We start from the raw sequence: 14,078 nt of genomic DNA on the forward strand, positions 1-14,078 counted from the left end.
CTAAGCCCAATATTTATGGCTTAGCGTAAAACCTGTTAGTTTAACAGTTCAGCAGCTTTACAGTTTAAAAGATCATAAAATTATCAAGCTAGTGCTTCGCCAATGACCTAATATCATTCCCGGTTGGTGACTCATGCACTCTCAGTGAAAAAGCGGGTAACACCGCAATAACATGATCGAAAATATCTGACTGAATATCCTCGTAAGCATTCCAGTTTGTTGTGTTGGTAAAAGCATAAATTTCAATGGGCAAACCATCACTTGTTGACTCTAGCTGCCTAACAATCAAGGTCATTCCTTGATGAATATCAGGATGGTTTTGCAAAAATGACACCAGATACTTTCTAAAAGTACCAACGTTGGTTAGTCGCCGGCCATTTTGCATTACTGTCATATCAGTTTTTTTATCCGTATTTTCTTTTTCAATTTCTGGCACCGTATGCGTTATATACTCGCTGAGTAAATGCGCCTTTTTCAATTCACCTAGTTGCTCTTTATCTAAGAAACAGACACTGCTCATTTCTAGATGAATACTTCGTTTTATTCTTCTACCACCCGCTTCAGACATGCCGCGCCAGTTTTTAAATGAGTCTGAAATAAGTGCATAGGTAGGAATAGTGGTAATCGTTTTGTCCCAATTTCTTACTTTTACTGTTGTTAAAGCAATGTCTATCACATCGCCGTCTGCACCATACTTTGGCATTTCAAGCCAATCTCCCACTGCCAGCATATTATTAGCTGAGAGCTGTATGCCGGCAACTAAGCCCAAGATAGGATCTTTAAATACTAACAACATTACGGCAGACAATGCGCCCAAGCCACTCAATAAAATAAGGGGTGATTTGTCCATCAGCAACGACACCGCTAAAATACACGTTAACATACTGGCAACAAGCTTAACGGTTTGCAAAAGACCTCTTAACGGAAAGTGCGCCTGACTTGTACGTCTATCTGAAAGCGCTTGCAAAATGTCTAAAAAGGTAAACAACGACAACAAAGAAAATAAGATTATCCACTGGTCGGTAACGACTTCAGCAAGATGTAATAAGCTGCTCCCTTTCGCTAATAAAAGCTTGGCTTGAACCACCACAATGGCGCCTTGCAGTGTCAACGAAAGTCGTTTCGCCAGGCGCTGAAATAAATCTAAGGTTAAATTTTTGGCCTGTGGCTGGTCGATAGTTTCAAACTTGCCCTTGATAAAATGCTTAGCTGAGACCTTAATAATATAATGTAATACTAAGGTAAATATGATTATCCATAAAATGACTAAAATGTCGTACCACACAAAGACATTACCCGGCATATTGTGCTCAAGCCAGGCCACCAAAAATTCTCGCAAATGTGTTCTTGTTTCGGTCATTATCATTTGTCCTTAAATGTTATTTGAGACATGTTGTTATATGTTGCGTAATGGCAGACACTGAAATAACCAAAAATATCAAAGTTTGTTGTGCGAAATGAGTAAAATTAAGAACTTATCGCCACTTTACTGCTAACTGTCAATTAGAGCCATTTATACAAAAACTGATTAAGCGAAAACAGAAGCAGAGTTTATAAAACCTAGAAGGAGTTGAGTAATGTGCACTAAATCCATTTAGGCGAAAACTGTGTAACAAAAAATACAAAATATCCTATGTCGATAAAGTCACCACAAAAACGAATAGAAACAAGCACAAACCTAAAAGTTAACTACCTAAAAGTTAACTACCTAAATCACAAAAAAATTAACTAAAGCAAGTGGCGATAGTCAACTGTTTTTTTTGTACTTGTTTAATTTCTTATTCGGTTTTTACTCACCTACATGAATTTTTAGCAAAACTTCACTGCCATCTAAATTTTTAACTAGCAATGATAATACTTCACCTGTTTCTTTATCCATTATTTTTTTGGCTTTATCCGCTGGGCAGCCTGGGATTTTGCAACCATCAAGTTCAAGAACTAATTGACCAACTTTAATTCCAGCTTTTTCTGCTGGAGATCCAGAATTAACTTTATCAATTTTAAACTCGGTTATTTCAGGACTAAAGAATCCATCAACTGACACGCCTGCGGCAATCCCAATTTTACCTTCTGCGAAAGCTGTAAATGGTAAAAACAAACTAATTAATATAATCTTTCTAATTGAATTCAAAAGACTTACTCCTTTAAAAACCTAACGAGCTTGTAGCATAACTCGTTTATTATGAATTCCCCCTAAAAATCGGGGTACCAAATGCATTACCTATATCGAATAAATCGTCTACAGCGCGATACAGGAACACAAAAATTTAGTGATTTCGGCTGAATTAGTTACTCTACAGTCTCAACACCTTGCTATGTGCTAAAACTGATAACCTAGCTGAAGAAAAGAACCATATCGTCCGTCATACTCAGCATTAGTGGCATGAAAAGATATTCCGAAAGTAGCACCTGATTTATTTATACCATTCATAAAGTAGGTATAGCTTACACCTGCCCCATAGTAGTTATTTTTATGGAATGAATATTGATTATTTTTGAAGGTAGCATACCTCTCCTCACCCAACATGCCGGCATAAATACCAAAGCCATGATTGTTTGTTTCAAAGTCAAATAAGTCTGCTGTAACCCAACCGACACCAAACCCGCATTCAGCACCACTAATGGAGCCATATGCGGTGCAACCAGCTGAAAAATATTTAAAATCGTTTTTTGAAACCAGTGCGATATTTGCACCTATACCACTATACATAGCACCCATACCAAGGCCGACAGAGTAATTTTTAGTTTGACTATTTTCTTCAGCAAAACAACCAAGAGACAGCATAGGTAAGAGTAAAATTAATTTGTTCAAAGTATATCCTTATTTTGAATGATAATTACGAATGCCAAAGTGACATTTGCACATAACAGCTTATTATGGGTAGTCTTACTAACCCCGCACCATAATTAACACTTTATTTACACTAATATCCCATACTTACAAGGTATTAGAAACAATTAACACAAAGAATATAATACTAATGAGGAGATTAATAAGACGTCCTACTACTCACCTCTCTTAGCAGAAGAAAAATAAAACACCTTATATTCATATAGTTAAATTATTTACTTTAATCATATGTGTAATTAATACTGCATTACTAAAAAGTTGTAGTAATACAACTTGAAGAGATATTTTATTTTTATTTAACCATTTACTTTAGCTGTACAAGTATATAGCTGAAGGTTTTTTATTATGTCTGCCTCTCTATTGTTAGAAAGTATTCGCCCTATTATTTGTACTATGCATGACAGCATTCAAACTGAAAAAACCTATTCGCATTGAATAAAAAGAGAATTAACGTTATTAATGAATAACAATAGAACAAATATTCAAGACCGTTTTTGGTTAAAACGCCTAACTCATGACACTAAAATAATGAATTTGTTAATAAAAAACTATAATGTATAGCCCAAATATTAGGAATATTACCCTCATGGTTAACCACGTTAGAGCATAAGTTGCGCCTGATTGGATAAATCTAAAAAGGCTGTTTTTCGAATGTTTTAGCTCCACTGGGGATCTGGCACCAACTGAGCTTTTCACTTACCCAAACATGAGCCGATGGTTTAAATATACTGGCGTCTGCTAAACTGATTGGTTTTAATTTTAATTTGATCGTGCTTAAGTCATCTGGGTTGTAATGATAAACTCTATTCCCGCAAGTTGAGCAGAACTTTGCGTTATTTCTGTTACCACTATCGGCGATTCTACTCCATTCATTTAACTCACCTTCAAACTCAATAGCATTTGACGCAATAATGGCTGTAACACTAAATGGGCTAGTAGAGAGCTTTTGGCATTCCGTGCAATAACAAGCCCAAACCCTACTAGGTTGTTCATACAGTTTGTATGTTACTTGCCCACATTGGCAGGAGCCTTTAATAGGATATTTCATACGCTAATTATTCCTCATTCATAGCAATGCCGCTAAGGGTTTAATGCTTGTTCGACACATTTCTCGACACTTTATCGACAGTAAGTGCACTTGTAATAATACTGACATGCATTCGTAGGTCTAATTTTTTTATTTAAAGTACATGGAGGACAAGTAATAACTGATCTAGTATTCTAGTGCTCATTAAACGTTCAAGATTATGGCGTTACTTTTTAAATATCATAGTGTTACTGCATGCTAATCTAGGTACAGCACCGCAGCACACGCCAATAATGTCATTATTAATATAAATATTTTCAATAATTTAGGTTCTATGTTTATTGATATCTTAACCGCTATCCAAGCGCCGATGATATTACCCAAGGCCAATGCTAGGCCCGGTAACCAAAGAATTAAGTCTTGATAAATAAAAATGCCTAAAGCGCTTAAAGTAAATGCTAGCGTACACACTAATTTTAAAGCATTGGCTCGCACTAAATCGTAATGAAGAGAGCCCGCAAGGGCAAACAGCAAAATAAAACCCACACCTGCTTGTATTAATCCGCCATAAAAGCCCGAAATAAACAGTATTAGCCAGGAACTGGGTGTTGAACGAACAAGTTTAGGGGCTGTTTCAACATTGGGTAATATTATACTAGGCACCAAAATCATCACCAACGACATAGCGATCATTGAGCCAAGTAGCACATATTTAAGGGTTTGCGCTGACATCACCAACGCAGCCAATGCGCCAAATATACCACCCAGTATAGTTAAACTTAAAATAGCAGGTAAATCGTGGCTTGCTAACTTGTTATATTTCTTAAAACCAGCAATCCCTGACACTGATTGTAACAGCACACCCACTCGGTTAGTCGCGTTAGCTATGTCAGCAGGCATACCCATTATCATTAATGCAGGGAGAGTTAAGTTAGAGCCTCCCCCTGCTAATGTGTTGATAATTCCCGCAATAAATCCTGTTATTGTCAGTAATAAATAAAACCAATATTCACTCACTCAGATAAGTCCTTTAGTTCTCTATAGTGAACTCGCTAACTGTTATGTAATGATCAGGTATCCAGGTAACAATAAAACTAGCGATAAAATAACTAATTGCATTAGGATAAATGGAATCACACCTTTGTATATGGTTAGCGTTTTTATTGATTTAGGGGCTACCCCCTTTAAGTAAAACAGACTAAAGCCAAACGGCGGGGTTAAAAATGATGTTTGCAAATTCATCGTAATAAGAATAGCAAACCAAATTAAGTCAATATCTAATGCCATGGCAATGGGTGTTAAAATTGGCACAACTAAAAAAGCAATTTCAATAAAATCAATGAAAAAACCCAGTATTAATATCGCCACCATTGCAGATAATATAAATGTCCATTGACCACCAGGAAGATCCATAAAAAAGTCTTCAACGATAAAGTCACTGCCTGAATAGGTAAAAACCATTGAAAAAGCCGTAGCGCCGAGCAGTACAGCAAAGATCATAGAACTCACTTTTACCGACTCTTTTGAAACGTCATTGATCATTTTAAAGGAAAATTTACCATAGCATGTCGCTAATATAACCGCGCCAACAGCCCCTATGGCCGATGACTCTGTTGGCGTAGCAATGCCACCAAATATTGACCCCAACACTGTTATGATTAATAGCATTGGCGGCACAATATCTTTCAGGGCTTGAATTAATAATTCCTGCTTACTTTCTGTCACCACCATAGGTGGACAAAATTCTGGTTTTATTTTTCCTAGCACAAGAATGTAAAGCGTATACATCAAAATCAACAAAAAGCCTGGCAATATCGCCGCTTTAAACAAATCTCCCACAGGCACGCCCATCACATCACCCAATATAATCAAAATAATTGAGGGGGGAATGATTTGTCCTAAGGTACCCGAGGCGCAAATAACGCCAGTAGCGGTTGGTTGATGATAATTGTTTTTTAACATTACCGGTAGAGATATCACTCCCATCGCCACAACGCTTGCACCAACAACACCTGTTGATGCCGCTAATAGTGCTCCAACGATAATGGTTGAAATAGCCAAACCACCCGCTACCTGACCAAATAATTTTGCCGAAGACTCTAATAATTTTTCAGCAAGGCCTGTTTTTTGTAAAACAATACCCATGAAAATAAACATAGGAATAGCCATTAGCGTGGTATTTTCCATAATGCTCATGATGCGGTATGGCATAAAGGCGAAAAGATCTGTCCCTAGGCTGAGAACGCCAACAATAAGGGAGATACCCGCAAACGTAAAAGCCACTGAATAACCAAAAAACAGGAACATTAACGCTACGGCAAATAAAACTATTCCAGTCATTTTTGCGCCTCTTTAAAGTTGGGTTTAGTCATTAATGCTTTCACTTGAGTTAACACAACATAAGTAATGCAAAGCACTAAAAATAGCGAAGAAAGGGGAATAACACTGCGTATTATCCAGCGATGTGGCAGGCCACCAGGGTCGCCACTACCTTCACCAATAGCATAAGCTTCATAACTATAATCCCAACCAAAATAGATTAATACACAAGCAAATGGCAGCGCCAAAAACAGCGATCCTACAAGATTAATGATGGCTTTTTTCTTGCTAGATAATTGATCATAGACTATGTCTACCCTGACATGTGCATCTTCTTTAAGGGTGTATCCGATACCAAACATAAACATTGCAGCAAAAAAATGCCATTCAAGTTCTTGCATACCAATACTGACGTCATTGAAAAAGTATCGTAATACCACGTCATAGAAAACATTTAAAATCATCAATACCATCAGCAGGCTACATAGGTTTCCTACCGTATCAATGATTTTTCTTAATAGGTTAATTAAAGTATTCATGTTGTCTCCACACATACCTAACAATGGCGGCTAGGTATGTATGTGATGGTTAGAAGTGAATTATTTCGAATCAAAGTTATCTAGGTAAGCGCGGTCTGAAAAGTTAGTCCAGGCACGTACTTGTTTCTGATAAGTGGCAATTGAATCTAAAATCTCTTTTGTTTTAGGATCTTTCTCCGCGGCTTCTAGCAAAAGTTCATCGTTTGCTTGCTTAATTGCTGCCATAACAGGTTTTGGAAACGATCTAATTTTTACATGAGGATAATCTTCTTGAATAGTCGCCAAGTTTTTACCACTTTCATGCATCGACTGAATGTACATATCGTAAGCAGCCAGTTTCATTGCTGCGGTTAGAATTTTTTGCAAGTCTTCAGGTAACGAATTATAAGCTTCTGGATTAACCATAAACTGCAGTTCTGTCGCAGGTTCATGCCAGCCAGTATAATAATAAGGCGCTATTTTATGAAAACCCATTCTAAGATCAAGCGATGGGCCAACCCATTCTAATGCGTCAATAGTATTTCTTTCTAGCGCAGTATAGAGTTCGGCAGAAGGAATATTAGTCGGTTTAGCCCCTAGCTTAGCAAGTACTTCACCAGCAAATCCAGGAATGCGCATTTTTAAGCCTTTAAGATCTTCAACAGTATTAATTTCTTTACGGAACCAACCTCCCATTTGATTACCGGTATTACCGCCCGGAAATGACATGATGCCGTGTTTGTCATATACCGACTTCATTAATTCCATGCCGCCGCCATGGTAGAACCAAGCATATTGCTCAGGTGCCGTCATACCAAAAGGAAGCGTAGTGAAAAACATCGTATTAAAGTCTTTCCCTTTCCAATAATAAGATGCCGAATGTCCCATTTGATATTGACCATTTTTAACAAAATCGAAAATACCAAAGGCTGACTTGTGTCTGTTTGAAGAATCAATGCGAATGGTTAATCGCCCATTTGACATTTCGTCAACCAAACGAGCCATATTTTTTGATGCGTCACCAAATATAGGAAAATTAGGCCCCCAAGTTTCCGCTAATTTCCATCGGTATTTTTTGTTATCGTCAGCATCAGCATTTGCAAATCCAGAGAATGCAACTGACGCAATGAATAATACTTTTAGTATTGAGGTTTTTAACATGTTCACCTTTCCACCTATTAGTCTATTTTAAGCAACCCATTGTTGCGTAAGTAGTCAATTTTTACATAATAGCCCGTAAGGAAGTATTAGACTTCTTTACTAGGTATTACTACCTAACTATTTATCTGTGATAGAAATTTAGTGCTAATTTTGCGATGATTAAATTTTTTATCTTGATATTAATAAAGGCTGTTGACATGAGAATTCCATCACGGATGTTTTATCTTGCCATAATTCAGGTTATTTTAACCTCTTTTATTATCTATTATTTCGTTTCTAGTCAATATCGTGAATTGTCTGATCTCAATGTTAAAACACTGGAAACTTTCCTTATTACCCAAAAAGAACAAGAATTAAAAAACTATATAGCCATTGCACTTTCATCGGTCGAACATATGACTGAGTTATCAGAAGATAAAAAAGACCTGGTTAAAGTTGCGGTGGCAAGCATCTTTAAAAATATGCTATACAACGGAGATGATGGCTATTTTTTTATTTATGATGATAAAGCCATCGCCATTGTTCACCCTAAACAGCCAGATAGAGTTGGGGAAAGTTGGTGGGATTTAGAAGGTGAAAATGGCGATAAAATTATTCAAGTTTTATTGGAAAATGCTCATGCTGGCGGAGGATTTTATCGCTATGACTGGCTGAAACCGTCAGGAAAAGTGAAAGCGCCCAAATTGGGCTATTCTGTTTACATTGATAAATGGCAATGGATGTTAGGCACTGGGGTCTATTTAGATGACGTTTACTCACAACTAAACAACTTACATCAAGAGATTGATTTACATATTAATTATACTAAAAAAATTATTTTGATTGTGGCGCTTTCTTCGATATTTTTTATATTTTTATTTGGCATTGCCGTTAATCTAAGTCATAAAAAAAGAGCTGAAGCAAAAATTAGTGAATTAGGCCAACGGATCATTGATGTGCAAGAAGAAGAAAACCGGCATATTTCAAGAGAGTTACATGATGGAATTATTCAAACCTTAATTTCAATTAAATATTCGCTCGAAGCCACTACTTTTTTTCTTCGAAAAAACAAACAAGAAAAGCCAGCATCACTTAAACAGGCGGAAGATAACTTAGGCTTTGCTATCCAAGAAGTGCGCAGAATATCTCATCATATGCATCCCCAAATATTAGACGAGCTAGGTTTGTCAGCCGCCATTGAAAACCTGAGTCGCGATTTCGCTAAACAAACAAATATTGAGATAAAAGTCAGCAAACCATCATTAAAAAAACTGTTACCCGATTTTATTAATACAACGCTTTACCGCGTGGTGCAAGAGTCACTCACCAATATTAAAAAACATGCTGGCGCTAAATTCGTATTAATTGATATTTCAATACAGCAAACTTGGCTAACCTTGAGTATAAAAGATGATGGTATAGGCTTTGACGTAAACGCGAAAACTAAACAAAAGCACTCAGGTATTGGCTTAAGAAACTTGGCTGAACGTGTTGAATATCAGTTGGGTCAATTTCATATTAGCTCATCCAAAACCGGCACTGAAATAACCGTTAAAATTCCAACGAAAAGTTTTGCAAATTATTTTAATAACTTAAATCGAGCAGTAAAACAAAATGATACATGATAATAAACCACAAGAAAAAATATCAGTTTTATTAGTCGATGATCACCCTATGGTTCAAGGGGGATTGTCTGCTTGTCTGGCTTATTACGATGATATCGAAGTCATAGGCGTAGCCCATGATGGTAAAGATGCACTAAATAAAGCTAAGGAGCTTAAACCCAATGTTATCTTGATGGATGTCAGTATGCCATTAATGAATGGTATTGATGCAACAGAGATTATTACCGAGCAGTTGCCCGATACTAAAGTGTTAATTTTTACTATGCATAATAGTTCTGAGTTTGTTCACAGCGCCATTCAAGCGGGCGCTTCAGGTTATGTATTAAAAGACACATCATCAGAGGAAGTTTATTTTGCTATAAAAGCGGTCACCAAAGGTAATACCCACTTTAGTAGTTCGATTGCAAAAATGTTACAAGAAAGTCCATTGAAAATGGAAAACGATAAGTTAACCACACGTGAGCAAGTTATTCTCTCATTTGTTGCACAAGGTTTTTCCAGTAAAGATATCGCTAAAAAGCTCGACATAAGCTTTCGTACTGTTGAAGCTCATCGTCGCAATATAAAGGCTAAACTCAATATAGAATCACTGGCTGATCTTGTTCGCTTTGCGATTAACCACGGCTTAATTAATAAAGAATGAGAATAGAATTCAGAAGATAGCGCATAATAGGTTGTAAAAGAGAAAATATAAGCTAAAAAAAACTGCGTTTTTAATGGTCATCAGTAAATTTAATGCGGATGTTCATTGGCTTTGCCCCGTAAGATACTAGGCTATGAAAAACTCAGGTTAATGCCAGAAAAACGGCCGTCAAATCGTGCAACGGCCGTGATGCTGCTATTGGGCAAAGTGCTCGGCATGAAAGCGCAGGTGCTCTTCAATAAATGATGAGATAAAGTAATAACTGTGATCATAACCTTCATGAATAGTTAACTCTAATGGATAACCATTATCTTTAGCTGCCGCTACTAATGTTTCAGGCTTTAACTGCTCAACTAGGAAGTTATCCGCACCGCCTTGAGCCACTTTAGCTGGAATAAACGCCGTGGCTTTGCGCATTAATTCACTGGCATCATGATTGCGCCAATCAGCTTTGTCTTTACCTAGATAAGTGGTAAAAGCTTTTTTGCCCCAAGGCGCTTGCACTGGATTACAAACGGGGCTAAATGCCGACATTGAGCTATAGCTTTCAGGATTTAACATCGCAATAGTTAATGCGCCGTGTCCACCCATCGAATGACCACTAATAGCGCGTTGATCTGACACTTCAAATGCTGCTTCAATTATCGCTGGCAACTCATTAACCACATAATCGTACATCTGATAATGACGATTCCAAGGTGCTTGGGTGGCATTGACATAAAAGCCTGCCCCTTGACCCAAATCATAACCTTCATCATCGGCAACACCCTCGCCGCGTGGACTAGTATCTGGAGCAACAATAGCCATACCTAATTCGGCAGCTATACGCTGTGCACCAGCTTTTTGCATAAAGTTTTCATCACTGCATGTTAAGCCTGAAAGCCAATACAACACCGGTACTTTTTCGCCGTTTGATACTTGCGGCGGCAGGTAAATAGCAAAGCGCATAGTACAATTCAAGATTTTGGATTGATGGCTATATTGTTTCTGCCAGCCACCAAAGCTTTTATTTACACTAACGTTTTCTATTAAATGCTCAATTGTCATGGTACACCTCACCATATTACCCCCTTTTGTGCTCACAGCTTATGCTGCAAAAAAGGGGGAATAAAAGTTATATTAAGATAGTTTGCAATTTATTTTTAAGATAAGTCACAGCGATTAAAATAAAGTTTACTTATCAAAGTGAATAACACTGCGAATACTTTCGCCTTTGTGCATCAACTCAAACGCATCATTAATATCTTCAAGTGCCATAGTATGAGTAATAAAATCACTTAATTTGAATTCACCTTGTAAGTAGCGTTCTACGTAATCAGGTAATTCAGTACGCCCCTTAACACCACCAAATGCCGATCCTCTCCATACTCGCCCAGTCACAAGTTGGAACGGACGGGTTTTTATCTCTTGCCCTGCACCGGCAACACCAATAACGACTGACTCACCCCAACCTTTATGACAACACTCTAAAGCAGAGCGCATTAAGTCGACGTTACCCACACATTCAAACGAGTAATCAACGCCGCCATCAGTTAATTCAACAATTACGTCTTGAATCGGCTTATCGTAATCTTTCGGATTAATACAATCAGTAGCACCGAGTTTTCTGGCTAACTCAAACTTACTTTCGTTAATATCAATTGCAATAATACGGCTCGCTTTCGCCATAGTTGAGCCAATAACTGCCGATAAACCAATACCGCCAAGACCAAAGATAGCAACGGTTGCGCCCTCTTCAACTTTCGCCGTATTCATCACAGCGCCCATACCCGTAGTAACGCCACAACCTAATAAGCAAACTTCTTCTAACGGTGCAGTTTTATTTACTTTCGCTAAAGAAATCTCAGGTAATACCGTGTATTCAGAGAACGTAGAGCAGCCCATATAATGAAAAATGGGTTGGCCGTCTTTATAAAAACGCGTAGTGCCATCAGGCATTAGCCCTTTACCTTGGGTTTCACGAATTTTTTGACAAAGGTTGGTTTTTCCCGATAAACAAAATTTACATTCGCCACATTCTGGTGTGTATAAAGGGATAACATGATCGCCCACTTGTACACTAGTAACACCTTCACCAATTTGTTCAACAATACCACCACCTTCGTGGCCTAAAATAACAGGAAAAATTCCTTCTGGATCTTCTCCTGAAAGCGTAAATGCATCGGTATGACATACGCCTGAGGCGATAACCTTTACTAGCACTTCGCCTTTGCGCGGTAACATCACATCGACTTCTTCGATAGATAATGGTTGCTTAGGTCCCCAAGCAATAGCCGCTTTTGATTTAATAAACTTGTCTGACATATTTATGCTCACCTTCAATTGATAGATATTTCTACTTTTACTATTGGCTGTAGTTTAATACATTCTTTTAGGCATGATAATACCACTAGAATACAATTCACTTTTACCAGCTGGTAACAATAATAGCCGTAATCTGCTATTACTGACGGCTATTATAATTGTTTCTTAAAAAGTGATAATATAGTAATTTATAAAAGTATTTGTACATATAGGTAACAATTATGCAATGGGAAGGGATTAGCGAATTTGTATATGTCGCCGAAAATGAGAGCTTCACACTGGCCTCAAAAAAAATGGCCATATCAACTGCGCAAGTAAGCCGTCAAATAAGTGCGTTAGAAAAGCGCCTAAATATAAAGTTATTTTACCGTACTACCCGCAAAGTTTCTTTAACAGAAGAAGGACGGGTTTTTTATCAGCACTGTCGCAGCGTACTTGATGGCTTAGACGCAGCAGAGCGGGCAATCACCAATCTGCAATCAAAACCTCAAGGTAAAATTAAACTCACCGCACCAGTAACCTATGGTGAAAAACAAATATTGCCGCTCGTGAATAATTTTGTAAAGCGCTATAGCGATGTTGAAGTATCGGCTTACTTGAGTAACCGACAAATTGATTTAGCCGAAGATGGTTATGATTTAGCCATTCGTCTGGGGAAATTAAGTGATTCGTCTATGATGGCAAAAAAATTAGGTAAACGAAGCAACTATGTTTGTGCCTCACCACGTTATCTCGACAGTCATGGCATACCCCACTCTATATCAGAGCTAAGTAAACACAACTGTTTATTGGGCACAGCTGATTATTGGCACTTTAGAGAATTAAACAAAGAAAAAAGTGTCCGCGTCAAAGGTCGATTACGCTATAACAGTGGTCATAGTTTAACCGATGCCGCACTCAAAGGCTTAGGCATAGTGCAATTACCCGATTATTATGTGCAGCAACACCTACGAAGTGGTGAACTGATCTCTTTATTAGATAATTATCGTGCTCTTGATGAAGGTATATGGGCAGTTTACCCGCAAAATCGTCATTTATCCCCTAGAATAAGGCTACTGGTGGACTACTTGGCTGAGCAGTTAGTGTAATCTGTTGGGTTTTTCACAGTGGTTTAATGATACTCATTTGCTATAAATAGCTAAACATACCTAAACATAAATGCTAGCGACTCAATAGCGCTGTGATTACAAAAAGCAACCGATGTAATAACCGCAGATTAAGCTGACTAACTTCGCTGATATTTAAGTGGTGACTTTCTTAGATTGCTTTCTTTGATGGCTACAATTTTTGCATTGCTATTAGAAAACCTGTTGCGTAAGCCCTATTTGCAATAAAACCATCCATATTGATATTTATTTGGATGGTTTAGCTTAATAATGAATGCCTTACAGATTGGGCTGGGTTACTTAGGCACTTTTTAAATTCAGTACTTATAGCTACTTTTTTATATGTTGCGCAATTGTATTTTAATCACAACACTAACATTTACTATTGCGGTACCAGAGTATAAAGTGAAACAGGTATTTATAATATATGCCTCTACACCTGTGTTTGAGAAATAAAATATACACTCTTTGATAGGTGTATTTTACTTAAATCTATGTTTTTAGTTTTTAAAGTCTTCATTTTACACTCAGCGCATACAGTTTGC

The 14,078-nt window shown here is 37.5% G+C and carries 13 protein-coding genes; 3 read left to right on the forward strand and 10 right to left on the reverse strand.

The features are described from left to right. Window positions 1-88: 88 nt before the first annotated feature. From H4J65_RS09725 to H4J65_RS09760, 8 genes are all read right to left on the reverse strand, one after another. Window positions 89-1,360: a mechanosensitive ion channel family protein gene (locus H4J65_RS09725; RefSeq protein WP_182197909.1), complete on the reverse strand. Its 1,272-nt coding sequence runs from the start codon at window positions 1,358-1,360 to the stop codon at window positions 89-91. 429 nt (window positions 1,361-1,789) lie between these two features. Continuing rightward, on the reverse strand, window positions 1,790-2,131 hold the full coding sequence (locus tag H4J65_RS09730) for a PDZ domain-containing protein (RefSeq protein ID WP_182197920.1): 342 nt from the start codon (window positions 2,129-2,131) through the stop codon (window positions 1,790-1,792). A gap of 189 nt (window positions 2,132-2,320) precedes the next feature. Continuing rightward, complete coding sequence (locus H4J65_RS09735; protein WP_182197922.1) at window positions 2,321-2,812, reverse strand: hypothetical protein; 492 nt, start codon at window positions 2,810-2,812, stop codon at window positions 2,321-2,323. A gap of 670 nt (window positions 2,813-3,482) precedes the next feature. Then, window positions 3,483-3,899 (reverse strand): GFA family protein, encoded by a 417-nt coding sequence (locus H4J65_RS09740; protein ID WP_182197924.1) that lies wholly within the window; start codon window positions 3,897-3,899, stop codon window positions 3,483-3,485. A gap of 237 nt (window positions 3,900-4,136) precedes the next feature. Continuing rightward, a complete protein-coding gene (locus H4J65_RS09745; RefSeq protein ID WP_182137851.1) occupies window positions 4,137-4,895 on the reverse strand; it encodes a sulfite exporter TauE/SafE family protein in 759 nt (252 codons plus the stop codon). 42 nt (window positions 4,896-4,937) lie between these two features. After that, entirely contained in the window at window positions 4,938-6,218 is a 1,281-nt protein-coding gene (locus H4J65_RS09750; RefSeq protein WP_182137850.1) for a TRAP transporter large permease subunit, read from the reverse strand. Beyond that, window positions 6,215-6,736 carry a TRAP transporter small permease subunit gene (locus H4J65_RS09755; protein WP_182137849.1) on the reverse strand — a complete coding sequence of 174 codons (522 nt, stop codon included), beginning with the start codon at window positions 6,734-6,736 and terminating at the stop codon, window positions 6,215-6,217. The genes H4J65_RS09750 and H4J65_RS09755 overlap by 4 nt, the downstream gene beginning before the upstream one ends. A gap of 60 nt (window positions 6,737-6,796) precedes the next feature. Beyond that, window positions 6,797-7,876: a TRAP transporter substrate-binding protein gene (locus tag H4J65_RS09760; RefSeq protein ID WP_182137848.1), complete on the reverse strand. Its 1,080-nt coding sequence runs from the start codon at window positions 7,874-7,876 to the stop codon at window positions 6,797-6,799. Between the two features lie 197 nt (window positions 7,877-8,073). Here H4J65_RS09760 and H4J65_RS09765 point away from each other — a divergent pair, with 197 nt between their 5' ends. Continuing rightward, a complete protein-coding gene (locus H4J65_RS09765; RefSeq protein WP_182197926.1) occupies window positions 8,074-9,480 on the forward strand; it encodes a cache domain-containing protein in 1,407 nt (468 codons plus the stop codon). Next, window positions 9,470-10,123 (forward strand): response regulator transcription factor, encoded by a 654-nt coding sequence (locus tag H4J65_RS09770; protein ID WP_182197929.1) that lies wholly within the window; start codon window positions 9,470-9,472, stop codon window positions 10,121-10,123. Before H4J65_RS09765 ends, H4J65_RS09770 begins: the two co-directional genes overlap by 11 nt. Before the next feature lie 195 nt (window positions 10,124-10,318). Here the strand turns inward: H4J65_RS09770 and fghA are convergent, their stop codons facing one another. Together fghA and H4J65_RS09780 are read right to left on the reverse strand one after the other, a co-directional pair. Then, complete coding sequence (fghA, locus tag H4J65_RS09775; protein ID WP_220465121.1) at window positions 10,319-11,170, reverse strand: S-formylglutathione hydrolase; 852 nt, start codon at window positions 11,168-11,170, stop codon at window positions 10,319-10,321. A gap of 126 nt (window positions 11,171-11,296) precedes the next feature. After that, a complete protein-coding gene (locus H4J65_RS09780; RefSeq protein ID WP_220461236.1) occupies window positions 11,297-12,427 on the reverse strand; it encodes an S-(hydroxymethyl)glutathione dehydrogenase/class III alcohol dehydrogenase in 1,131 nt (376 codons plus the stop codon). A 221-nt stretch (window positions 12,428-12,648) separates the two neighbouring features. On the opposite strand from H4J65_RS09780, the gene H4J65_RS09785 reads away from it, so the two are divergent. Continuing rightward, window positions 12,649-13,515: a LysR substrate-binding domain-containing protein gene (locus tag H4J65_RS09785; RefSeq protein WP_182137845.1), complete on the forward strand. Its 867-nt coding sequence runs from the start codon at window positions 12,649-12,651 to the stop codon at window positions 13,513-13,515. Window positions 13,516-14,078: the final 563 nt, after the last annotated feature.

Source organism: Colwellia sp. MB02u-9, from assembly GCF_014077085.1.
GTDB lineage: Bacteria > Pseudomonadota > Gammaproteobacteria > Enterobacterales > Alteromonadaceae > Cognaticolwellia.

What these genes read in the sequence shown, in the direction of transcription:
- H4J65_RS09760 (WP_182137848.1), bottom strand. Translation starts at nt 7,876, where the DNA reads ATGTTAAAAACCTCAATACTAAAAGTATTATTCATTGCGTCAGTTGCA.
- H4J65_RS09780 (WP_220461236.1), bottom strand. Translation starts at nt 12,427, where the DNA reads ATGTCAGACAAGTTTATTAAATCAAAAGCGGCTATTGCTTGGGGACCT.
- H4J65_RS09755 (WP_182137849.1), bottom strand. Translation starts at nt 6,736, where the DNA reads ATGAATACTTTAATTAACCTATTAAGAAAAATCATTGATACGGTAGGA.
- H4J65_RS09750 (WP_182137850.1), bottom strand. Translation starts at nt 6,218, where the DNA reads ATGACTGGAATAGTTTTATTTGCCGTAGCGTTAATGTTCCTGTTTTTT.
- H4J65_RS09785 (WP_182137845.1), top strand. Translation starts at nt 12,649, where the DNA reads ATGCAATGGGAAGGGATTAGCGAATTTGTATATGTCGCCGAAAATGAG.
- H4J65_RS09725 (WP_182197909.1), bottom strand. Translation starts at nt 1,360, where the DNA reads ATGACCGAAACAAGAACACATTTGCGAGAATTTTTGGTGGCCTGGCTT.
- H4J65_RS09740 (WP_182197924.1), bottom strand. Translation starts at nt 3,899, where the DNA reads ATGAAATATCCTATTAAAGGCTCCTGCCAATGTGGGCAAGTAACATAC.
- H4J65_RS09770 (WP_182197929.1), top strand. Translation starts at nt 9,470, where the DNA reads ATGATACATGATAATAAACCACAAGAAAAAATATCAGTTTTATTAGTC.
- fghA (WP_220465121.1), bottom strand. Translation starts at nt 11,170, where the DNA reads ATGACAATTGAGCATTTAATAGAAAACGTTAGTGTAAATAAAAGCTTT.
- H4J65_RS09765 (WP_182197926.1), top strand. Translation starts at nt 8,074, where the DNA reads ATGAGAATTCCATCACGGATGTTTTATCTTGCCATAATTCAGGTTATT.